24 protein-coding genes and 1 riboswitch are annotated in these 21,913 nt (G+C 67.3%); of the genes, 13 read left to right on the forward strand and 11 right to left on the reverse strand.

Annotated features, from left to right (window positions below):
• Nucleotides 1–30: 30 nt before the first annotated feature.
• The 3 genes from serC (at nt 31) to BH683_RS08100 (ending at nt 3,171) form a co-directional block, all read left to right on the forward strand.
• Entirely contained in the window at nt 31–1,164 is a 1,134-nt protein-coding gene (serC, locus tag BH683_RS08090) for a phosphoserine transaminase (protein ID WP_084835743.1), read from the forward strand.
• A gap of 146 nt (nt 1,165–1,310) precedes the next feature.
• On the forward strand, nt 1,311–2,336 hold the full coding sequence (gene sepH, locus BH683_RS08095; protein WP_084835803.1) for a septation protein SepH: 1,026 nt from the start codon (nt 1,311–1,313) through the stop codon (nt 2,334–2,336).
• 76 nt (nt 2,337–2,412) lie between these two features.
• Nucleotides 2,413–3,171, forward strand: a complete 759-nt coding sequence (locus BH683_RS08100) for a hypothetical protein (protein WP_084835744.1) — start codon at nt 2,413–2,415, stop codon at nt 3,169–3,171.
• Here the strand turns inward: BH683_RS08100 and BH683_RS08105 are convergent.
• Nucleotides 3,168–4,004 carry an RNA methyltransferase gene (locus BH683_RS08105; protein WP_084835804.1) on the reverse strand — a complete coding sequence of 279 codons (837 nt, stop codon included), beginning with the start codon at nt 4,002–4,004 and terminating at the stop codon, nt 3,168–3,170. The genes BH683_RS08100 and BH683_RS08105 overlap by 4 nt on opposite strands.
• A gap of 74 nt (nt 4,005–4,078) precedes the next feature.
• On the opposite strand from BH683_RS08105, the gene BH683_RS08110 reads away from it, so the two are divergent.
• A complete protein-coding gene (locus tag BH683_RS08110; RefSeq protein WP_084835745.1) occupies nt 4,079–5,305 on the forward strand; it encodes a GNAT family N-acetyltransferase in 1,227 nt (408 codons plus the stop codon).
• 205 nt (nt 5,306–5,510) lie between these two features.
• On the opposite strand, the gene BH683_RS08115 is transcribed toward BH683_RS08110, so the two are convergent.
• On the reverse strand, nt 5,511–5,942 hold the full coding sequence (locus BH683_RS08115) for a MarR family transcriptional regulator (RefSeq protein ID WP_246833252.1): 432 nt from the start codon (nt 5,940–5,942) through the stop codon (nt 5,511–5,513).
• A 223-nt stretch (nt 5,943–6,165) separates the two neighbouring features.
• Between BH683_RS08115 and BH683_RS08120 the strand changes: the two genes are divergently transcribed.
• The gene (locus tag BH683_RS08120) at nt 6,166–6,408 is read left to right on the forward strand and encodes a DUF2530 domain-containing protein (protein WP_084835746.1); all 243 of its coding nucleotides are present in this window, start codon (nt 6,166–6,168) and stop codon (nt 6,406–6,408) included.
• Here BH683_RS08120 and BH683_RS08125 read toward each other — a convergent pair.
• Genes BH683_RS08125 through BH683_RS08135 form a run of 3 tightly spaced genes read right to left on the reverse strand, consistent with a single transcriptional unit; the run spans nt 6,296 to nt 10,429 of the window.
• Nucleotides 6,296–6,961, reverse strand: coding sequence for a phosphatase PAP2 family protein (locus BH683_RS08125; RefSeq protein ID WP_246833253.1), 666 nt, complete (start codon nt 6,959–6,961; stop codon nt 6,296–6,298). The two genes, BH683_RS08120 and BH683_RS08125, sit on opposite strands and share 113 nt — an antisense overlap.
• Nucleotides 6,945–9,695, reverse strand: a complete 2,751-nt coding sequence (locus tag BH683_RS08130) for a hypothetical protein (RefSeq protein WP_084835748.1) — start codon at nt 9,693–9,695, stop codon at nt 6,945–6,947. Before BH683_RS08130 ends, BH683_RS08125 begins: the two co-directional genes overlap by 17 nt.
• Before the next feature lie 5 nt (nt 9,696–9,700).
• Nucleotides 9,701–10,429, reverse strand: a complete 729-nt coding sequence (locus BH683_RS08135; RefSeq protein ID WP_094647338.1) for a DUF3027 domain-containing protein — start codon at nt 10,427–10,429, stop codon at nt 9,701–9,703.
• Between the two features lie 144 nt (nt 10,430–10,573).
• Between BH683_RS08135 and BH683_RS08140 the strand changes: the two genes are divergently transcribed.
• Both BH683_RS08140 and BH683_RS08145 read left to right on the forward strand, forming a co-directional pair.
• Nucleotides 10,574–12,427, forward strand: coding sequence for an MFS transporter (locus tag BH683_RS08140; RefSeq protein ID WP_246833254.1), 1,854 nt, complete (start codon nt 10,574–10,576; stop codon nt 12,425–12,427).
• Complete coding sequence (locus BH683_RS08145; protein WP_084835750.1) at nt 12,424–12,957, forward strand: DUF2771 family protein; 534 nt, start codon at nt 12,424–12,426, stop codon at nt 12,955–12,957. Before BH683_RS08140 ends, BH683_RS08145 begins: the two co-directional genes overlap by 4 nt.
• An 87-nt stretch (nt 12,958–13,044) precedes the next feature.
• Here BH683_RS08145 and BH683_RS08150 read toward each other — a convergent pair whose 3' ends face one another.
• Entirely contained in the window at nt 13,045–13,461 is a 417-nt protein-coding gene (locus BH683_RS08150; RefSeq protein ID WP_084835751.1) for a cold-shock protein, read from the reverse strand.
• Between the two features lie 157 nt (nt 13,462–13,618).
• On the opposite strand from BH683_RS08150, the gene BH683_RS08155 reads away from it, so the two are divergent.
• From BH683_RS08155 to BH683_RS08175, 5 genes are all read left to right on the forward strand, one after another.
• Nucleotides 13,619–13,864 (forward strand): hypothetical protein, encoded by a 246-nt coding sequence (locus BH683_RS08155; RefSeq protein WP_084835752.1) that lies wholly within the window; start codon nt 13,619–13,621, stop codon nt 13,862–13,864.
• 13 nt (nt 13,865–13,877) lie between these two features.
• Nucleotides 13,878–14,405 carry a flavin reductase family protein gene (locus BH683_RS08160; RefSeq protein ID WP_084835753.1) on the forward strand — a complete coding sequence of 176 codons (528 nt, stop codon included), beginning with the start codon at nt 13,878–13,880 and terminating at the stop codon, nt 14,403–14,405.
• Between the two features lie 100 nt (nt 14,406–14,505).
• On the forward strand, nt 14,506–15,597 hold the full coding sequence (moaA, locus tag BH683_RS08165; RefSeq protein WP_084835754.1) for a GTP 3',8-cyclase MoaA: 1,092 nt from the start codon (nt 14,506–14,508) through the stop codon (nt 15,595–15,597).
• Between the two features lies 1 nt (nt 15,598).
• Nucleotides 15,599–15,847, forward strand: a complete 249-nt coding sequence (locus BH683_RS08170) for a MoaD/ThiS family protein (protein ID WP_084835755.1) — start codon at nt 15,599–15,601, stop codon at nt 15,845–15,847.
• A gap of 310 nt (nt 15,848–16,157) precedes the next feature.
• Nucleotides 16,158–16,345, forward strand: a riboswitch (cyclic di-AMP (ydaO/yuaA leader).
• Between the two features lie 6 nt (nt 16,346–16,351).
• Entirely contained in the window at nt 16,352–16,960 is a 609-nt protein-coding gene (locus BH683_RS08175) for a transglycosylase family protein (RefSeq protein ID WP_084835807.1), read from the forward strand.
• Nucleotides 16,961–17,110: 150 nt separating this feature from the next.
• Here BH683_RS08175 and BH683_RS08180 read toward each other — a convergent pair whose 3' ends face one another.
• From BH683_RS08180 to BH683_RS08200, 5 genes are read right to left on the reverse strand one after another with little or no spacing between them, the layout of a single operon-like run.
• The gene (locus BH683_RS08180; RefSeq protein WP_143696009.1) at nt 17,111–17,872 is read right to left on the reverse strand and encodes an alpha/beta fold hydrolase; all 762 of its coding nucleotides are present in this window, start codon (nt 17,870–17,872) and stop codon (nt 17,111–17,113) included.
• Nucleotides 17,873–17,929: 57 nt separating this feature from the next.
• Nucleotides 17,930–18,367 carry a molybdenum cofactor biosynthesis protein MoaE gene (locus BH683_RS08185; RefSeq protein WP_084835757.1) on the reverse strand — a complete coding sequence of 146 codons (438 nt, stop codon included), beginning with the start codon at nt 18,365–18,367 and terminating at the stop codon, nt 17,930–17,932.
• Nucleotides 18,367–18,843: a MogA/MoaB family molybdenum cofactor biosynthesis protein gene (locus tag BH683_RS08190; protein WP_084835758.1), complete on the reverse strand. Its 477-nt coding sequence runs from the start codon at nt 18,841–18,843 to the stop codon at nt 18,367–18,369. The genes BH683_RS08185 and BH683_RS08190 overlap by 1 nt, the downstream gene beginning before the upstream one ends.
• 15 nt (nt 18,844–18,858) lie before the next feature.
• Nucleotides 18,859–19,359, reverse strand: a complete 501-nt coding sequence (gene moaC, locus BH683_RS08195) for a cyclic pyranopterin monophosphate synthase MoaC (RefSeq protein ID WP_084835759.1) — start codon at nt 19,357–19,359, stop codon at nt 18,859–18,861.
• Nucleotides 19,360–19,363: 4 nt separating this feature from the next.
• Nucleotides 19,364–19,552, reverse strand: coding sequence for a hypothetical protein (locus BH683_RS08200; RefSeq protein WP_110469776.1), 189 nt, complete (start codon nt 19,550–19,552; stop codon nt 19,364–19,366).
• Between the two features lie 6 nt (nt 19,553–19,558).
• Between BH683_RS08200 and BH683_RS08205 the strand changes: the two genes are divergently transcribed.
• A complete protein-coding gene (locus tag BH683_RS08205; protein ID WP_094647330.1) occupies nt 19,559–21,889 on the forward strand; it encodes a helicase-associated domain-containing protein in 2,331 nt (776 codons plus the stop codon).
• Nucleotides 21,890–21,913: the final 24 nt, after the last annotated feature.

Below are 21,913 nucleotides of genomic sequence, written 5' to 3' on the forward strand. Positions count from 1 at the left end.
GAGCTGCGGGGCGGTCACTAGACTGGACCCATGAGTGAATCGATAACCATTCCGGCCGACCTCCTTCCCTCCGACGGCCGGTTCGGTTGTGGCCCCTCGAAAGTCCGACCCGAGCAGCTGCAGTCCCTCGTCGACACCGGCGCCTCGGTCTTCGGCACCAGCCATCGGCAGGCACCGGTCAAGAATGTGGTCGGAGCGATCCGCAGCGGTTTGGCCGACTTGTTCTCCCTGCCCGACGGCTACGAGGTCGTCCTCTCCAACGGCGGCACCACCGCCTTCTGGGATGCCGCCGCGTTCGGGCTGATCTCGAAGCGCTCGCTGAACCTCACCTACGGTGAGTTCTCGAACAAGTTCGCCACCGTCGCCAAGAAGGCCCCCTTCCTCGACGATCCGGTCGTGATCTCCACCGAGCCCGGCACCGCCCCGTCGATCTCGACGATCGGCGCCGACAAGTTCGACGGCGTCGACCTCGTGGGCTGGGCCCACAACGAGACCTCGACGGGCGTGGCCGTACCCGTGACCAGGCCCGAGCTCGCCGGCGACGCGCTCATCGCCATCGATGCGACGTCCGGAGCGGGTGGCCTGCCGGTCAACGTCGCCGACGCCGACGTCTACTACTTCGCGCCGCAGAAGAGCTTCGCCTCCGATGGTGGTCTGTGGATCGCCCTCATGAGCCCGGCCGCGCTCGAGCGCATCGACACCATCGGCAAGTCCGATCGCTGGTGCCCCGAGTTCCTTTCGCTGCCGACCGCCGTCGACAACAGCAGCAAGAACCAGACATACAACACCCCGGCCGTCGCGTCACTGCTGCTTCTCGCCAACCAGCTCGAGTGGATGAACGGCCAGGGCGGACTCGACTGGTGCACCTCGCGCACCGCCGACAGCAGCTCACGGCTCTACACCTGGGCCGAGAAGAGCGAGTACGCAACGCCGTTCGTCACCGACCCCACCTACCGCAGCCAGGTCGTCGGAACCATCGATTTCAACGACGACGTGGACGCCGCTGCCGTCGCGAAAGTGTTGCGCGCCAACGGCGTGGTCGATACAGAGCCGTACCGCAAGCTCGGCCGCAATCAGCTGCGCATCGGCATGTTCCCGGCCATCGAACCCGATGACATCAGCAAGCTCACCGCAAGCATCGACTATGTGGTGGGGGCGCTCTAGTCGCCGGCCGGGCCGGAGGACACCCCTGCTGAGCTGGCATTTTTCCGCGTGTCACGGCAGGTGAATTCACAACACTGCATTACGCTGACGCTAATGCAGACCGACGCAAATGTAGAGGCTGGCTCCGAGACGTGAAGGAGGAGCAGATGCGTGAGCTTCGAGTCATCGGCCTGGAGCCGGACGGCAAAAAGGTGATCTGTCAGGACACCGAGTCGGGCGAGAAGTTCCGTATCCCTGCTGACGACACATTGCGAGCCGCCGCGCGCGGCGACCTGACACGCATGGGTCAGATAGAGATCGAGATGGAAAGCACGCTGCGCCCCCGCGAGATCCAGTCACGAATCAGGGCCGGGGCCTCTGTGGCCCAGGTCGCTGCTGCGGCCGGCGTCGGCATGGATCGGATCGAACGATTCGCCCACCCAGTGCTGCTCGAGCGCGCCCGCGCCGCTGAACTGGCCGCCGCCGCCCACCCGCTGCGCTACGACGGTCCCGCGCTGTCGACGCTGTCCGAAGTCGTTTCGGCGGCACTCGGGGCGCGAGGACACAACCCCGACGACACCGACTGGGATGCCTGGAAGGCCGAGGACAATCGATGGGTGGTCCAGGTCAGCTGGCGCGTCGGTCGGTCCGTGAACCGGGCGCACTGGCGATACGTGCCGGGCTCCAACTCGGGCACCGTCGAGGCGATCGACGAGGTCGCCGATGAGCTCATCGATCCCGACATCAGCAGGCCACTGCGCAGCGTCCAGCCCGTTGCACCGCTGCCGGTCGAGGACGACGACTCCGAGCATCCGGAGCTAGCCTTCGACTACACACCGCCCCAGGCCTCCCAGGTGGCGCCCATCTCCCCGGTGTCACGCTCAGCCCGGCTGACGGTGAAGTCGGACGGTACCGAAGCCGTGACCGTGGATGCCGACACCGTGACCGACGCCCAGGCCCGGCGTACCGCGCCCAGGCCGGCTCCTCGCCCGGCACCACCCGAGCCCGAGGTCGAGGTCGAGGTGGAAGAGGAGTCCGCAGTGGAGAGTGCGCCTGCGGACGACACGGGCGACGCGTCGGTCCACGACGAGACGTCACCCCCGTCCCGCAAACGCGGTCGTGGCAACCGGAAACCGTCCGTCCCGGCGTGGGAGGACGTACTTCTCGGGGTCCGCAGCAGTGGGAACACCTGACACAGGTTAAGTTGATCGGTACGCAGAATCGGTCGGACCACACGAAAGGCTTGCATTGGCAGCGAAAGCAGCATCCATGCTCTGGTTCGTCAATTCCAGCGATCCGGCAGCGGAGATCAGGCAAGGCCTGCGCCACGACCCGGCCACGGCCGGAGCGATCGCTGCCGCACTGCTGCCAGATCTGACTGCGGTGCCGATCGGCGAAACCACGCTGGCAGAAGCCGCGAATCCCGATACCGACCAGCTGTTCATCGGAACCTACGGCGCATTGACGGTGGTGACGAGTCCCGTGCTCGCCTCGGCGACACCGTCGACCCTGCCGGAGTCCTGGATCGCCGCGTTACCGTCGGAGTCGACGATCGTGTTGCACACAGACCCCGAGTCATCGCTGGGAGCGTTCGCCCGCTGGGACGCCGGCGAATTGCGCCGGTCGTTCTCCGCCAATCCTGTCGACATCCTCGAAAACAACGGCCTGCCCTTCGTTTTCGAGGGTCCGTTCTGGTCGGGCGAACATCCGCTGGTGTATGCCGATGGCGCACAACCCGATCCGCAGGCCCTGCCCTTCCACCCGCAGGAATTCGCCGAACAGGCCATCCGCGAGTGGCTGGGATTTCGCTTCACCACGCCGCTGGAAGAATCCGACACCGATCCGGCCACCATCACGGTCTCGGGCTTCGCGATCCGCCCGAAGGGCTACCAGCCGACGGAAGCCGATGTGGAGCTGGGGCTTTCGACAAGCGACGCATCGACCGGCAACGCTCGCCCGCCGCAGGAATCAGAGCCCAGCACCCCTGGACGTGTTGCGCGCTGGTTCGGCTTCGGCCACAAGAACTAACGTGCGCGTTCGTAGAAAGCCAGCGCGGCTGCTGTCGCGACGTTGAGCGAATCGGTGCCGCGGGCCATCGGGATCCTCGCCCGCACATCGCCTGCGCGCATCGCGGTCTCGGAAAGTCCCGGCCCCTCTGCGCCCACCATGAACGCCACCCTCTCGGCGTCCACCGCGTCGGACAACGGGATCGCTTCGGCGTCCGGTGTCATCGAGATGATCCGGAAGTCCTTGCCGCGCAGTATGTCCAGGTCCGACGGCCAGTTCGCGGCGTGTGCAAACGGGACGAGCAGCGCGTGCCCCATCGACACGCGCACCGAGCGGCGGTACAGCGGGTCCGCACATGCGCCCCCGAAAATCACCGCGTCGACACCGAGGCCGGCAGCATTGCGGAAGATGCTGCCGATGTTCTCGTGGTCGTTGACACCCTCGAGCACGGCAACCGTGCGCGCTGTCGCGACCACGTCGGCCACCTCGAGCGGGACCGGCCGGCGAGCCACCGCCAGGACCCCACGATTGAGGTGGAACCCGACGATATCGGCCATCACCGCCGCGCTCGCGCGATAGAACGGGACGCCGGCCAACGATGGGTCGGTGAGAGTGGGGCCGAGCTCGCGCAGCCGCTTGTCGACGCCCAGGAAAGCGTGTGTCGCGAAGCGAGAGGCGACCATCCGCTCGGCCACCAGCACTCCCTCGGCGATCACCAGCCCCTTACCGCGGCTACCGCCGGGCAGGATCGGCAGATCAGGACGCCGATCGACAGAATTCAGATCTCGGAAGTCGTCGACCCGTGGGTCCGCAGGGTCGTCGATGTCGACCACGGTCACCGCGAGATCAGGCAGGGCGACGGCGCGGGAAGGTTGCGATCCGGGCATCCGGCTAGTCTGCCCGACGTCGGGTATGACAAGTTGGATGGGTGAGCAACGGCAACCTGACTCTTCGTCGCGCAACCGATTCGGACTGGCAGGACATCGCGACCGCCGACGCCCGGGCGTTCGCCTTCATCGAACCGCTCGACGACGAGGCGCTGGCCGACATCCGCTCCAAAGTCGACGACGGCGACGTCGTGGTCGTCCACGACAACGTGGACCCCGACCGTCCGGTTCTGGTCGGCATCGCGATGTTCTACCGCATGGTGATGTCGGTGCCGGGCGGGTACCGCGCGAACCTGCCCGGCCTGTCGTGGGTGTCCGTGGCGTCGACCCACCGCAGGCGCGGCATCCTGCGGATGATGATCACCGAACTCTTCGAGCAGTGGGAGCAAGAGGAATCCGTCTTCTCCATCCTGACCGCCTCCGAGGGCACCATCTACGAACGTTTCGGTTACGGCCCAGCCTCGTTCGAGCATTCCTGGCGAGTCGACCTGCGCCGGGCCGAGTTCCGGGCGCCGGCGCCTGCCGATTCCCGCGTTCGGTTCGGCGAGCCCGATCAGATTCGTGAGCGCGTACCCGAGCTACACAACCGGTGGGTCTCGACCAGACCCGGGGCCATCGTGCGAGCTCCGGTGTGGTGGAACATGATCTTCGCCGACCGGCCGATGCTGCGGAACGGTCGCAGCGGTCTGCACTACCTGCTTCATGCCGACGGCTACGCGAGCTACCGAATTCACCACGAGACCGAAAACACCTCCATTGCAGAGGTTTACGAGATCTTCGCCGTCACCGACGAGGCGCACACAGACCTGTGGCGCGTGCTCGTCGGACTCGACCTGATCCCGGCCATCACCGCAACCACCCCGGTTGACGACCCGCTGCCCCTGAAGCTGACGGACCTGCGGGCTCCCGCGGTCACCGCCATCCGCGACAGCATGTGGCTGCGGATCCTCGACGTCGAGAAGGCCCTGACCCTGCGGGAGTACGGCCACGACACCGAGTTCGTGCTCGAGGTCTCCGACACGTACCGCGAGTCAGGCGGCAAGTTCGCGGTGTCGATCACCGACAGCCGGGCCACCGTGACCGCAACGGACGCCGACCCGACCGTCCGGATGGACATCTCCGCACTGGGCAGCCTCTACCTGGGCGGGTATCGGGCGGTTGATTTCGCGGCAGCGGAGCGTCTCTGGGCGGCCGATGCCCCCACTCTGCACGCCGTCGATCAAGCCTTCAGCACCGACAAGAAGCCGCACGCGGGAACGTTCTTCTAGGTCCTGTGTCCTTGGCTCGCTTCGCTCGCGGGCCCGCGGCCCTCAACGCGTCGTTTTCCCTCGTCTTCGCATCGCTTCGCTCGCTCATCCTCAGTCCAAACGACGCGGGTCCGCAGGCAAGCGGTGCGAGTTTGCCTTGCTCACCTCACGTAAACGGCTTCCGTTGAGTGTGCCTGACTCGCCATCGCGGGCATTCCCAAAAGACTCAGTCGCTTTCGGCGACGATCGATTCGATGATCCCGACCGCGCTGCGCAGGGTGGCGAGCTGATCATCATCGAGCCGCTTGAGCTGGGCGCGCAGCCATTCTTCCCTGGCATTCGCCTCATCGACCACGACGTCGTCCCCCGTCGAGGACAGGGTGACGATCACCTGCCTGCCATCGGTGGGATGCGGATCACGCTTCACCAGCCCCAGATCCGCCAGTGACGCGATCACCCTGGTCATGGACGGTGGCTGGACGCGCTCGCGCGCGGCGATCGCACCCGGGGTCATCGGCCCCTCTCTACGGAGGGTCGACAACGCCGACAGTTGCGTGAGCGACACCGGCGACGCATTTCTGCGGCCTCGCAGATGCCTCGTCAGTCGGACCACGGCCAACGCCAAGTCACTCGCGAGCTTTTCGTCATTCTGGTCCACGCAGCCAGGATAAGTCAGCTTTCGTGAATTGCATGCCAAACCGACGATGTTCATGTGTTCGGCCCACCGGTGAATCACGGTTAACTTCCGGTTCTGGGTCATCAGCTCAGTGCCTGCGCACACCGGTTTCTTCGCTGGCGAAACTATGTTCAGTTTTTTCGAGAGGATGTACTTTCAAGGCCCAGAGAGCACCGCCCGGGCAATCCGAATTAGGCTGATCCTCATGGCCGGTCACATCCCCGAATTGCCGCACAAGCTGACCTCCCCTGCGCCGGTCATCATCGTCGGCATGCTCGGGTGGTTGATCGCCACGGTTGTCGTCGCAGGCTGGGACGTCGGGACCGACAACACGCTCACGATTTGTCTGGTCGGCCTCGGAGTCGGTGTGTTCGGCTGCTTCGTGGTGTCCCTGCAGAAGTGGGCGGTCCGCCGCGGGAGCCGGGCGGCCCAGCAGGGTCTGTCCTGAGCACCACGAACGCCGCCACCGCGAGATAGATCGACCCGAAAACCCAGCCTGCCAGCACGTCGGTCATCCAGTGTGCGCCCAGATAGACCCGCGAGATCCCGATGGCGATGGCCAGCACCGGTGCGGCCATCAGCACCCACCGATGGGCGCGGACCCAATCGCTGCACCAATAGGCCGAGACCGCGATGGACCCATAGACCACCGTGGACGTCATCGCGTGCCCTGACGGGAACGAGAAGCTCGACAGCTCGACCATCCGCTCCGGGATCGGCGGCCTCGGTCGTGCGATGAGCTGCTTGAGCCCGAACATCACGATCGACCCCACCAGCGAGCCGACCGAGACCAGCAACGCCGGCCGCCACTGCCGGTTGCTCGCCAGCACCACAGCTGCGAGGACGGCGACCGCCGTGAGCACCCCGGTGTTGCCCAGGGTCGTGACCGCTTTCATCGCCGAGTCCCAGAAGCCGGTCCGGTGGTCGACCATCCAGTCCAGGACCGCCTGGTCGGGACCGAACACCTCCTGGGTCTCGACGACTTCAGCCACCGAGGACATCGAACCCCGCATCCACGTGGACCATGCCGTGCTCGTCGCGCCACCAGGGCACCCGGTGCTCGCTGCGTTCGTCGCCGCGCCGCAATTCGACCGTCAGTGTGTCGTGGACGCGGATCGGACCGGTCGGCAGTGGACGATCCTGGATCAACGCCGACCGAAGTGCCTGCGGTTGGGCCTGCCACGTCGACGCCTCACCCGGCTCCGTGGGCCCACCGGAGTACTCCTCGGTGGCCGTCGGGATGTCCAGCAGGTCGGCCAATTGCGTCGCCAGGGCAAACCCCGGGGGTGCCACCGCGACCACGACAGCGGGGTCGAGTGCCGCGGCCAGCCAGGGCACGTCCAACACCACGGCGTCGTCGGCCACCGAGCCCGCGAGGGTGCGCAGCCCGGTCGGGGGCTCGACCCGCCCGAGGTCGATACGCCCGTCCCGGAGCGCCACCGCGAGTGCGGTGTGGGCGATGGCAGCCACCGACGGGCTGATCGTCCGGCCGGCATCGGCCAGGTGGGCCAGGAACATCAACGCCTGATCGGTGTCCTCGACGTCGGCGGCGCCCAGAGCCCCGGACAGCTCATCCGCGTGTGGATGATCCAGCGGATCCAAGACACCCGCCATCGTGTCGTCGCTCGGGGCCCGCCAGTGACCCAGCGGCGCCTCGTCGACCTCCGCGTAGTGGCGAAGCCACCAGGCGGTGTAGCCGTCGCGGTCGGTCAGCAACGCCGCACAGTCCGGCGATTCGGCGAGCAGACTCAGAGCCTGCGGCCACCGGTCCCGGTCGACGAGGTCGAGGTCACGGACCGCCGAAAAGGTCTGCGGCGGATCGACGATCGTGTCCCACCACCGCGCTTCGTCGGGAAGGTCATGGTCGGGGCCGGTCGGATACTCCTCGTGGGTGACGGTGAACCCCCACCCGACCCCGAGCGCGCGAAAAGCCTCTGCACCATACGTTTCGACCCAGTCCGGGTCGACGACGCCGAATGGTGAATCGTCGATCAGCACCGACGCCAGCGGGCTGTTCGGCAGCAGCAGTTCGTCCGCCGGCCGTTCATCGCCGTCCATCGTGGGTAGCAGAACTTGCCCGAGCCAGGCCGGTACCGATGCGTCCGGCGCGGCGCGGAGCAGACCCAGCACGCTACGGGCGAGGTCATCGCCCTCCGGGTCGGATTCGAGCTCGCCGCGCAGCGCCGGGTCGGACAGCATCTCCGACACCGACAGTTGCCGGGCGCCCAGGCGTCCGAGCAGCTCATGGGCCGCCTGCGGGTGGACAGTGGGTAGCCAGGACGGCGCGACCACATCGGTACCGGAGCCGTCGGATTGCGGCGGAGGCAGTACCGCGCCACGTGCACCGGGCATGGTCCGGCCATCGGTCAACGGCACCGGCAAGGCGCCGAGTTCGTCGACCTGCCCCTGGGCGACCACCGCCAGCTCGGTGTACAGCCTTCCCCACCAACGGGGTTCGCGGTCGATTCCGGTGAGCCGCGACGCGATGTCCGCCAGGCCGATCTCGGTCACGCCCACCGACCGCAGCCGGGTGACGGCACCGCGGTCGGACAGATCGGGGTGGACCAGCGTGGTGATGATCTCGCCCAACAGTTCGGACAGACCGGGGGTCAGGTCGAGGAGCACCTCGGCGCGCTCCGGGATCAGGTCGTCGCCGCCGGCGCCCGGGAGCCACGGGTGCGATGCCAACTCGGCGACCAGAGCGCTGCGCAGACGCTCATCGGTGCGGCTCGCGGCGAACCCCGGTTCCGGAACGAGTATCGTCCGTTGGTCGATGGACAGGGATGCAGCGAAGTCCGCGTATCCGATTGCTGCGGTGGCAATGTCGGCATCGGGATGCAGGCCGCGACGGTCAGCGGTCAGACGCACGTCGGCGATACAGATCGCCGGGACCGTGAGCTCTACGTCCGTCCTCGTCGGGGCGCGCAGCACGTCGCGCTGCCGGGACACCAGCCACTCGCCGGTCATCGGCAGCAGCCAGCGGGCATGGGGAGCCGCGTATTCCAGCCACCTCTGCGACCCCACCGACACCACCGAACCGGCACGCTCCCGGGTGAACGGGTGATCGGCTATCGAAATGGTTTGCACCGCGGGCAATTCCAGCAACAGCTCGACGGCTTCCGCGGCGAAGTCCCGCATCATCACCTCGGTGTCGACATGCGGTTGCAGACGCAGCACCACCTCGGTGTCGAAACCGGCCGCGGGCGCACTGTCGACCGGCCAGGCGAGCCGCAGGGTCGGGACCTGCTCGACCTCGACCCCGCGCGCCGCCAATTCACGGCGGGTGCGCTCGGCGGAGAACTCGATCGACCCACTGGCCGAACGGATCTGGACGTGACGAGTCACTGCGGCGACCGCCGTGAACCCGACCCCGAAGCGCCCCACCAGTCCGGAGCCGGTCTTGTTCGACGAACGCAACGCGGTCAGCGCGGCGGCCCCGCCTGCGTCGAGGGGACTTCCGGTGTTCGCGACGTGCAGGTCGCCGCCGTCGAGCCAGACCTGCACCACTCCGGCGACTCCTGCGGCCGTTGCCGCATCGGCGGCATTCGCCACCAGTTCGGTGAGGAGGCGATCCCGGTACCCGACCGCGACGAGATCGGATTCAGCTGCGACGTCCTCGCGCAGTCGGGTCGGCGAGGTGAGCCAAGATTGCAGGATCGAATCGCGGATCTCGTTGATCCCGAACGGATCCGGCTCCGATCGGAGTTCGGTTCCTCGATCGGCAGGGTCAGCCACCGGCGTCAGGAGTTGGCGTGGATTTCGACCGCACCGTCGTCATAGGCGTCGTACGCCGGACTACCTGCACCTGACGGAGCCTTCACGTCGGTGTGGGCACCGCAACCGTGATCGGCATGCACCACCCGCCCGTCCGCGGAGTACTCGTTGGCGCACACCCCGAATGCCGCGCGCAGTGCGCCGACGATCGGGATGTAGAAACCGCAGCTGACACAGTTGTGGCGAGCGCCTTGCGCCATCGGCGAGTCGGGGCCGTATTCGCCTTCGGCCCAACGCTGTGCGGTGTCGAGACGGGCTTCGCGGGTCATCAGCCGGTCGCGACCCAAACCCAGTTCGGCGACGACCTGGGTTGCCGGGTCGACGGGATCGACGTCGCCGTTGTCGACGTAGCCCGGTTCCAGGCGGGGGTCGTCGGGCGGGCTGGCGAGCAGGTCGCCGGGGTGGAGGTCGCCCGGTTTGAGCCGCTCGGCCCACGGCACCCAGTCGGGTGCGGTCAGCGCCTGCGCTCCGGGGAGCAGGGCGACCTCGTTGACGGTCACGTCGTCGCTGTCGGGACAGCCCGCCAGCACGACGCACCACTGCCATCCCCGGTAACCGGGGACGTCGGCGGCGAAGTAGTGGGTGACGGTGTAGCTCGCCTCGGTCACCGCGTCGAGATGTTCACCGACCTCGTCACCCTCCGCGTCGATGGCCTCCCGCGCCTGCGAGACGGCCCCGGCCAGCAACGTTGCCACGCGCTGCTGATCTGCCTGCTCATGATCAGTTGCTGTGTCTGCCTGCTCGGTTACCGCGTTCACCCCTCCAGTGTGCCGTATCGCAACTCGCCGCAGGTGCCCGAGGGTTGGTCGGCCAACCGGAGATAGGGAACAATCGTGGAAGTGAACCGAGGAAATGCACCACGCGACCCGAGGCAGCCTCCTCGCCCGTCGCCCGGCGCGCACCCGGGAGCAGCAAACTATCCGGTCGACGGCGCTGCCGGGCCGAGGCCACCGCGCCAGGGCCCCCCGCCGCCTCGGCAGCGACCGCCTGGGCCACCCCCCGCCGGGCCCCCGCCGACCGGCAACCCTCCGACCGCGGCCTATCCCCCGCCGGGTGCAACCCGCCACGAGACCCGGCAGCAGACCTCACACAACCCGCATCTGCCGCCGCTCGACGAGACCGACTACCACCGCGACGACAACCAGCGCGCCATGCCTCGCAAGCTCACGGTCACGCGCGTGGCCGCTCTGCGGGGGCGTGAACTGACGTCCAAGGGCATCGGCAAGATCCACCAGGCCGCCACGGCCGACGGCGCCGACCGCTCGGGTCTGACCGCGCTGACCTACCCGACCGTCGTCAACTTCGCCGTCGATGCCGCCATGACCATCGCCCTGGCGAACACGCTGTTCTTCGCCGCGGCGAGCGCCGAGTCCAAGGGCAAGGTCGGCCTCTACCTGCTGCTGACGATCGCGCCGTTCGCGATCATCGCGCCGTTGATCGGGCCGATGCTCGACAAGCTGCAACGCGGCAGACGTATCGCGATGGCCGGGACGTTCGCCGGCCGCACGCTGCTGGCCGTGTTGATCATGGCCAACTGCGGATGGGATTCCGCAGCCGGCCAGCTGACCTACGACCCCTGGGTGCTGTATCCCTGCGCTCTCGGAATGCTGGTGCTGTCCAAGTCCTTTGGTGTCCTGAAGTCCGCTGTCACGCCCCGTGTCCTGCCCCCGTCCATCGACCTGGTGCGGGTGAACTCTCGGCTGACCACCTTCGGACTGGTCGGCGGAACCATCATCGGCGGCGGCGTGGCAGCGCTGTGTGAGGTCTTGCTCGGCAAGGTGCTGCCGCTGCATCTCCCGGGAGCGATGGTGTGGTTGGCCATCATCACCGTCGTCGGCGCCGTCCTGTGTATGCGGATCCCGTCGTGGGTGGAGGTCACTGCCGGGGAGGTCCCGACCACACTCACCTACCACGGTGAACCCGCCCGCGACCCGCTGTACCGGCCCGATTCCGGTCCTGCGGCGACCGAGCCGCCCGGTGAGAAGCAGTCGCCGGTCAAGGCGCTCGCGGCGAGCATGCGTCAACCCCTGGGGCGCAACGTCCTGGTGGGCTTGTGGGGCAACGGCACCATCCGCATCCTCACCGGGTTCCTGACCCTGTTCATCGCGTTCTACGCCAAGTCGCAGCAGGGCGGGGGCAGCGGATGGGCGCAGGTCGCGATGCTGGGCGCCGTCGGAGCCGCGGCCGGTATCGGCAACTTCATCGGCAACGCGACCGGCACCCGCCTTGAGCTGAAGAACCCCCAGAACATCATCGTCATCGTCACCGGGGCCTGCATGGTCGTCGCGGCGGTGGCCGCCATATTCAGCAACCTGCTGCTGATCGCCATCGCGGCACTGATCGCCTCGGGCACCAGCGCGATCGGCAAGGTGTGCCTCGATTCATCGATCCAGGATGATCTGCCCGACGAGTCCCGGGCCTCTGCCTTCGGTCGCTCCGAAACCGTGCTGCAGATGAGTTGGGTGTTCGGGGCATCGCTCGGCGTCCTGCTGCCGCCCAACCTCACCATCGGCTTCGGTGTGGTCGCGGGACTGCTGGCACTCGGATTCATCCAGACCTTCGTCACCAACCGAGGGTCGACACTCGTCCCCGGCTTCGGCGGCAAACGACCAGACATGACAATGCCGACCGGCGCGATCCACATCGATCCGAAAACCCGCGAGGCCTGGAACAAAGGTGCACACGGCGCATGAGATTGTCCTCGGGCGAAAAGAAGTTCTTCGCCATCTTCTCGATCGTCGCTGTCCTCTTCGTCGCCGTCGTCGCCAGTTCCGTGGCGGTGCTGGCGTCCGGACACGAGGCCGACGACACCCCGTACGTGCAGGTGGCCAGCGGAGACAAGCTCGTCCGGGTGGAGCCGCTCAAGTACTGCAGCATCGACCTGCAGAACTGCAACCAGGAGGCGCTCGACCCGCCGGCACGAGTTCCGGTGAAGGTCGGAGACACCGTGATGCTGTCCCTGTCGGCAGAGCTGGCGGTCGGTCCGTGGACCCTGGTGGTGCAGTACCTCACCGCCGAGGGTTCGGACATCGGCGACGAGGTCTTCTACCCCAGTGATTCGGCACGAACGATCACGCTCGACTCGACCCGCGACCGGATCCTGGCCGCCATCGAGATCAAGCAACCCTCACAGGTCGAGGACGAGTTCGGCTTCGTACCCCGCGGGATCTGGGGTATCGACACCCTTCCCGACGGCGTCGAGGTGCCCGCGCCGGATCAGTAACACCCGGGAGAACCGGAAATGGTGGGTTGTGGCGCGCGTGACCAGGGGAAACGCTCGCCAGAACCCACCAAAATCGGAGGTCGGGGGTTAGTTCTCGAGCTCTCGGGCCACGGCCCGCACGACCTCGGAGACCATCTGCGCCGTCTTGCGGTCGGGGTAACGTCCCTTGCGCAGGTCCGGCTGCACCTTGGCCTCGAGCAGCGTGACGAGGTCGGCGATCATGCCGTGCAGCTCGTCGGTCGTGTGCTTCTTCGGCTGATCCTTGCGAGCGGCCTCGCGCGTGTTCTTGGCGACGCTCGGGGCCGGATCGAGCACCTTCACCGACAACGCCTGCGGACCGCGACGACCCGCGGCCATCCCGAACTCGACCTTCTGGCCGGGTTTGAGAGCCTCGATCCCATCGGGGAGCGCGGACGAACGCACGTAGACGTCTTCGCCCTCATCTTGCGAGAGAAAGCCGAAGCCCTTCTCCGCGTCGTACCACTTCACCTTGCCGCTGGGCACTGTGCTCACCCTCATCTGCTCGTCATCAAACAAAACGAAAGCGCCCGCTGTGACGGTAGGTCCAGCCAGACGCGTGTGGAGTCAGTCTAGCCCCTGGCCCCCGCGCGCAGCACAGGGGTTTTACCCGGCCCCGGTGGCCTGCACTACCGTTGGCCTCATGCGTAAAACCGACGGCAACCTGCTCTTGCGGGTGGCACTGGGGCTCTTCGCGATCGGGCTCATCGCGCTGGCCGCACTCTTCCTCACGCCGCCGATCACCGGTGAGACCGCACCACTGTTCGTCTACCTACTGACGATGTGCGCGCCGCTCGGATTTTTATTCGGGCTGATTTTTGCCCTGCGATCAGGCCGACGGCAGCGAGCCGAGCAGCGCAACCCGACCGGCGACACCGGGGCGAACTAGGCTGGTCGGTGACATGACGACACCAATCGACGGAGCCCTGACGCCGACCAGCGATGGATCGGCCTTACGGCGCGCCTACAGCTGTTTCCCGACCGGTGTGGTGGCGGTCTGCCACCAATCCGGCGATCAATCGATCGGCCTGGCCGCCAGCTCATTTGCGACGGTCTCACTCGACCCGCCGTTGGTGTCGCTCTGCGTGCAGAACGAGTCGACCACGTGGCCGAAACTCCGTATCGCGCCGGTCCTCGGGGTGTCGGTCTTCGCCCACGATCAGGACGCCGAGTGCAAGCAGCTCGCCGGAGCCGCCGATCGCCGTTTCACCGGGCTCGATCTCGAGACCACCGAGGACGGGGCACTGTTCATCGGCGGGGCCGTCGCCCAGCTCTCCTGCACCATCTACAACGAGATCCCCGCAGGAGACCACAGCCTGGTGTTGCTCAAGGTCAATGCCCTGCGCGCCGACCCGGTCCACGAACCGCTGGTCTTTCACGCGAGCACTTTCCGCGCCCTGGAACGGAAAAAGGCGTCAACTCCGCAGTAGCGGCCCGAGAGGTCGACGACGTCCGCACGTGCGGATACTGCCGTGGCCCTCACCCCCGTCGGCCCGACCACCAGTCGGCACAAACCGTACGCTGGGACCTGTGACTGTCATCGCTCTCGGCATGCCGAGCGGCTTGTCCGCGCAGAAGCCCGTTCCGCGCGACGCCGCCATGCCCACCAGCGGACCCATGGTCGACACCTTCGGGCGGGCTGTTCGCGATCTGCGCGTTTCGGTCACCGACCGCTGCAACCTGCGCTGTACCTACTGCATGCCCGCGGAGGGACTCGATTGGCTTGCGCGGGAGAAGGTTCTGACCGCCGGGGAAATCGTTCGGGCGGTCTCGATCGGCGTGCGACATCTCGGCGTCGAAGCGGTGCGCTTCACCGGCGGTGAACCGTTGCTACGGAAAGACCTGCCCGACATCATCGAGGCCGTTGCGGCCCTGGACCCACGACCCGAGATCGCGCTGACCACCAACGGCCTGGGCCTGAAGCATCAGGCCCAGCGACTGGCCGACGCCGGACTGAACCGGGTGAACGTCTCGCTCGACACGGTCGATGCGGCCCGGTTCGCCGCGATCACGCGTCGCGACCGGCTACCCGACGTACTCGCCGGACTGGATGCCGCGGCCACGGCCGGCCTGCTCCCGGTCAAGGTGAACGCGGTCCTCGATACCGAACACGGCCTCGACGACGCCGCCGCGCTGCTCCGGATGTGCCTGGACCGCGGCTACGAACTACGCATCATCGAGCAGATGCCGCTCGACGCCGAGCATCACTGGTCTCGCACCACCATGATCACCGCGGACCAGATCCTGGAGCGGCTGCAGCGGGACTTCGATCTGCGCCCCGATGCCGCACCACGAGGCGCAGCGCCTGCCCAGCGCTGGACCGTCGAGGGATACCTCGGTGCCGACGGGAAGCCGGCGCGCGTCGGCGTGATCGCATCGGTCACCCGGCCATTCTGTGGCGACTGCGACCGCACTCGGCTGACCGCAGACGGGCAGCTACGCAACTGCCTTTTCGCGAGCGACGAGACCGACCTGGCGGATTTGCTGAAGTCAACTTCGTCTTCAGACGAAGAAATCGCTCTGCGCTGGCGGCAGTCCACATGGGGCAAACTCCCCGGCCACGGCGTCAACGAACCCGGCTTTCTGCAGCCTTCCCGGCCCATGTCGGCGATCGGCGGCTGAGGTGGAGATCTGCGTTCGATTCTTCGCCGCGGCCCAAGCTGCCGCGGGCACGGATCAGACTGTGGTGAAACTCACTGACAAAGCCACACTTGCCGATCTGGAAAATGTGTTGGGTCAACAGAATCCAGAATTGGCCAACGTACTGAACCGATGCTCATATCTGCATGAGTCGATTGCCATTCGCGACCGCTCGCGAGTGCTGTCGAGCGGCGACACGGTGGACGTGCTCCCACCCTTCGCGGGCGGCTGAGACCACCGATCGGGAGCCGGCAATCGGGTCGATCGACCCACAACGCCGCCTCATTCCTTCGGATGACACAGTGACCTTCATCACATAACGGTACGGTCACGGTACGGACACGGGACGACAGTCATAGCGATGAGCAGCGCGAATACGAAATGAACGCGAAATGGCCTCCCGACACGTCAAACACCTCACCTCACAAAGATGTGTGTCGACCCGAATTAACACGTACCGTCTGACTCGGTTGATCTGATCGACCGCAACGCAATTGAATATTCCCGGCTCGCCGCGCCCAACCTCGTCCCGCGAACCGAGAACACAACAAACGCAATTCAGGGACGAGGGCGGGGGACCCAAACATCTCCTGGAGATCACCGGGCTGCCGACGATCGAAAGCGACACGCTTTCATCCGACGGAGTCCTTGGGGTGTAGTTCCACTGGAACCGAGCAACCTCTCGCTCGAACCCGACAGCTGACTTCGTAGGCGCGTGGAGAGAGGAAGCAAACTCATGTCAGGACGTCATCGTCAGTCGACCAGCACCGGTCGCACCATTGCCAAGATCGCCGTCACCTCAGCTGTGATCGGTGGCGGCGCAGGCCTCGCGTTCGCAGGCGGCGGCAACGCCGGTGCAGCAACCGACGCCGAGTGGGACACCGTCGCCGCGTGCGAGTCGGGCGGCAACTGGGCCATCAACACCGGCAACGGATACCAGGGCGGACTGCAGTTCTCCCCGAGCACCTGGGCGGGCCACGGCGGCACCGAGTTCGCGCCGTCCGCGGACCAGGCCACCCGTGAGCAGCAGATCGCCGTTGCCGAGCGCGTGCTCGCCGGCCAGGGCAAGGGCGCATGGCCCACCTGCGGCACCGGCCTCAGCGGCGCCACCGAGCGCAGCGCGCCTGCTCCCGAGGCTGCCCCCAGCCTCGAGATCCCGGCTCTGCCGCAGATCCAGCTCCCGGACCTCGCAGCGCAGACCGATGAGATCGCGAACCAGCTCAAGGCCTCGATCTCCGATCCCGCCATCAAGGCGCTGATCGACCAGGCCAACGCGGCAGGCGACCTCGACGCCGGCCAGATCGCCTTCTTCAACCAGTACAAGGACGTTCTGCCCCTCTCCTGATCACGGAGACCCAGACGAAGGGCCCCGCACGCGACCTCTGAGTCCGTGCGGGGCCCTTTTCCATTGTTCCCGGTGCCCGAGTTCCGATGATGGGTCGTTATGGCGAACGAAAGGCCAGGTCGGCCTCGCCACAACGACCCAGGATCGGGGTCAGCGGGTGGGTGCGGGGAAGAGCGTCTTCTCGAGGGTGATGTCGCCCTCGGCCTCGTCGACGAACTCGGCAGAACTGTGGCCGGCGAGGATCTGCGAGACCGCCGCGACGACCCGTGGGTCGGCGGGTTCGACCTCATGGACCAGATCGGGTATCGGGGCGACCCGGTACTGACCGCCGTCGAGACGACCGTCCGCGAGCTCCTCGTCGCTGCGGATCGAGTAGTACGCCGTGTCGCCCGGGGTGTCGTCTCCGGCGATGAGATCGGCGATGAACGGGGTCACCGGGCAGCCGTCCCAGCCGAATCCGGGCAGTTGCGCGCAGCCACCGGGAGATCCGTACTGCGGGGTCCCGATGGCGATGTAGGTGTCGACGACGTCGGACCCTCCGAGGGTCTTCAGGTAACTACGGGACGAGAGACCGCCGTAGCTGTGGCCGACGATCGCCACCGATTCGACATCGGCGCCTGCGGTGGCCTCCGCGACCGCGGCCTCGACCACGCGGGTGTCGGCCGGGAGATCGAGGCCTTTCACATCCACCGTGTGCACGGTGTACCCCTGTGCGGTGAGCTCGGCTGCCATGTCCTCGTACTGATCCCGGCTCGTGGTCCCGGGAGTGGCCTGCTGGCCGGGCACCAAGAGCACGATGCGCTCCCCCGCCGGCACTCCGTCGGCCGACGCAGCCGGTACGGACAACGAGCCGATGGCGGTCAGCAAGACCGCGGCAGACACCACGCGTGTTAGGCAACCCTTGGTTTTCATGCTCGGACCGTACCGGGCAGTCACCGGATCTTCAATCGCCAGGGGTGGGAAAAGACCTCAGGCCGATCCGACCCACTCGTCGGAACCATCGGCGAAGATCTGGTGCTTCCACACGGGCAGTTGCGCTTTCACCTCATCCACGAGGAGCGCGCAGGTGGCGAACGCGGCAGCGCGATGGTCGGCTGCGACGGCGACCACCAGCGCGGCGTCACCGATCGAGAGGTCACCCACCCGATGCGACACCGCCACCGCCCGCACCCCATCGGCGCCTGCAGCCACGTCGGCGACCACTTTCGCGACGACGTCGGGAGCAGTCGGGTGGGCACTGTAATTCAGCGCGGTGACGTCCCTGCCACCGTCGTGGTTGCGTACGGCGCCGACGAAGCTCACGATCGCCCCGGCAGTGCCGCCGGCGGCGTCGGCCGCGAGTTGCTCGTGCAGGGCGGTCGACAACGGTTCTTCGGTGACGGCCGCTCGCGCGACGACGGCACTCATCAGTGATCGCCTCCGTTGATCTGGTCGACGGCGTGAGCGAGTACAGGGTCGAGCACCTCGAGGCCGTCCTTCACCCCTCCGGTCGAACCGGGCAGGTTCACGATCAGGGTGCGGGCCGCGGTGCCGGCGATGCCCCGAGAGAGGACGGCGGTGGGCACCTTCGGCAGCCCACTGCGACGGATGGCGTCGGCGAGCCCCGGGATCTGACGGTCGAGCACAGCGGCGGTCTGTTCGGGTGTGTGATCGGTGGGGCTCAATCCGGTGCCACCCGTGGTGATCACGACGGCGGCTTTCTGCGAGATGGCCTCGCGTAGAGCCCCGCCCACCGGATCCCCGTCGGGGACGACGATCGGGTCGGACACCGCGTAGCCACGCTCCCGCAACCAGGAGGCGATGATCGGTCCGCAGCGGTCGGGATAGACGCCGCCGGCCGCTCGGGTCGAGGCAACGACGACCACTGCGGCCGGGTCAGTCATCGCCCTGCTCCGGCCTTATGGGGTGTCGCCGTCACGTTTCCAGTGCCCCTTCTTGCCGCCGGTCTTCTCGTACAGACCGATGTCGGTCATCGATGCGCGCGCATCGACCGCTTTGACCATGTCGTGCAGAGTGAGACCCGTCACCGCGACGGCGGTCAACGCTTCCATCTCGACACCGGTGCGGTCGGTGGTCACGGCCGTGGCCCGGACGCCGATCGAGTCCTCGCCGAGGTCGAACTCGACGCTCACGGAACTGAGCGCGACCTGATGGCAGAGCGGGATGAGTTCAGAGGTTTTCTTGGCCGCCATGATCCCCGCGATGCGGGCCGTGGCGAGCGCATCCCCCTTGGGCAACCCGTTGGACGAGAGCAACGTGATCACTTCGGCTGTGGTCCGAAAGGTACCGGTGGCCACAGCTTTTCGCGTCGTCGCCGGCTTACCGCCCACGTCGACCATGCGGGCCGCCCCGGCATCGTCGAGATGACTGAGGCGTCCACCCTCGGGCGACGTCGTCAACGGATCAGCGATTGACGGAGGTCTTCGGGTGGATGTACGGCAGATCCTCGACGGGCAGCGGGAACTCCACATCTCCGAACGGTGACAGCGACCCGGACACGTTGGCCGCGAACTCGCTGACCGCGTGCTCGCCCTCGGGAACTACCGGCCAGCCATTGTCGACGTACTTCTTCTTTTCAGCCACGGGCGTCATTCTGCCATGAACTACCCGCATATCATCGGCTGGATGAAGACCGAGGCGCCAACCAGTCTGGCCGACGACCTCGCGGGCCGCGACGACGACCAGCTGCTCGACCTCATGCAATCGCGTCCCGACCTGGCGAGCCCGCCACCGCCCGGGGTCGCGGTGCTGGCGCAGCGGGCCCTGTCGGCCGCATCGGTCAACCGCAGCGGCGAAGAACTGGATCTGCCCTCGATCGCAATACTCGAGACGGTGAGCGTTCTCGGCCCCACCCCGGTGGCCGCCGCAGACATCGTCAAGACGCTGTCCGGCCGGCTGGATCCGGCGGACATCAGCGCCCGGATCGACAGACTCGTCGACCTCGCCCTGCTCTGGGGACCCCCGGAAGCGCTGGTCACGGGCCCGCACCTGGCCGCAGCCTGGCCCTGGCGTTCACGACTGGCGACGGCGGCGATCAACACCCTGACCCTCGAGGAGATCCGGGAGAAGATCGCCGCACTCCCCGAGCGTGAACGAGAGCTTCTCGGCACGCTGGCCTCGGGTCCGGGTCTCGGACGCACCCGTGACGCCGCGCTCGGCCCCGACTCGGATCGTCCGGTGCCGCGGTTGGTGCGGGAGGATCTGCTGGTCGTCGTCGACGATCAGACCGTGGAGTTGCCGGTGGTCGTCGGCCAGCTGATCCGCGGCGAAGACCCGTCCGAGCCTTCCGATCTGCGTCCGCCGGAACTCACCGGCGCCGGGGGCCGGAAGATCGCGTTGAGCGAGGTCGACGCCGCAGCCGCCGGTGAAGCGCTGGAGTTCCTCCGGCACGCCGGCGACACCCTCGACACCTTGGGCGTGCAACCCGCAGCCGTCCTGCGGGCCGGCGGAATGGGCGTGCGGGAGATCCGCCGGCTGGCGAAACTGGTCGGCGTCGACGAGAAGCGCATCGGCCTGGTCCTGGAGGTACTGGCCGAACTGCGGCTCATCGACTCCGGGTTCCCCGTTCCCGACATCTCCGACGGGGTCGAACCGTCCTGGGCGCCCACCTCATCGACAGACAGCTGGATCCATCAGGCCGCCGAGCGACGCTGGTTCTCGATCGCGTCGGCATGGGTGAACCTGCAGAGGCGGCCGTGGCAGATCGGCGGCCGCACCCCCGACGGCACCCCCATCGGGGCCTTGGTCGGCGAGATGGCCGAAGGTGCCGCCCGCGCCGAACGGCTGCTGGTGCTCGAGGCACTCGGTGCGGCACAGGCCGGCGCCGACGTCACGCCGGTGTCGGTGGCCAGGTACATCGCCTGGCGACACCCTCGATGGGTGCGCCGGATGCCGCGAACGACGATCACCGAAACCCTGTCCGAAGCACAGGCTCTGGGTCTGGTCGCCCACGGCGCGCTGACGTCGGCGGGACGCCAGTTGATCGCAGCGGGGGCCGCCGACGAGGTGGAGAAGCACACCGTGGCGGCGATGGCGCGATCCATCCCGTCGCCCATCGACTTCTTTCTGGCCCAGGCCGATCAGACGGTCACCGCTCCCGGACCGCTCACACCGGAACTCGCCGCCGACCTCGCCCTGGTGGCCGACCTCGAATCCGGCGGTGCCGCTTCGGTCTATCGCGTCTCCGAGTCGTCGGTCCGGCGCGCACTCGACGCCGGCCGCACCGGGACCGAGCTGGTCACCTTCTTCACCACACATTCGAAAACCCCGGTGCCACAGTCGATCACCTATCTGATCGACGATGTGGCGCGCAAACACGGTCAGCTGCGAGTCGGCGTTGCCACCTCGTTCATCCGATGCGAGGACGCGACCATGCTGGCAGCGGTGCTGAACTCCCCCGTCGCCGAGCAGCTCTCCCTGAGGGCCCTGGCACCGACGGTCGCGGTGAGCACCGACCCGTTGATCGAAGTCCTCGAAGCTCTCCGGGCAGCGGGTTTCGCCCCGGCGGGCGAGGACACGACCGGTGCACTGGTGGATCTGCGAACGCGCAGCGCCCGGCTGCCGACCCCGAGGGAACGCCGGACGGCCCGCACGTCAGCGCTCGTGCCCCCGACCCGGGACCGCCTGGCCACCGTCGTCACCCACATGCGATCGCAGGACGCGGCCAACGCCGCCGTGGCCACCAGGATCGGCGCCGGAGGTTCTGCGGTGACCGGCGGCGGGACGCCCGCCGCAGCGCTGCTGCAGACCGCCCTGAACACCAAACGCACAGTGCGTCTGGGCTACGTCAACGCTCAGGGGTTCGCCAGCAAGCACATCGTCGCGCCCCGGATGATCGGTGCGGGGCAGGTCGTCGCGGTCGAACCGGGCAGCGAAGAAGAGCACCGGTTCTCCCTGCACCGCATCACCACGGTCGAAATAGTCGACTGACCTCCCGATCTTGGTGGGTTTCGG

It is taken from the genome of Williamsia sp. 1138 (assembly GCF_002095435.2).
Classification (GTDB): Bacteria; Actinomycetota; Actinomycetes; order Mycobacteriales; family Mycobacteriaceae; genus Williamsia.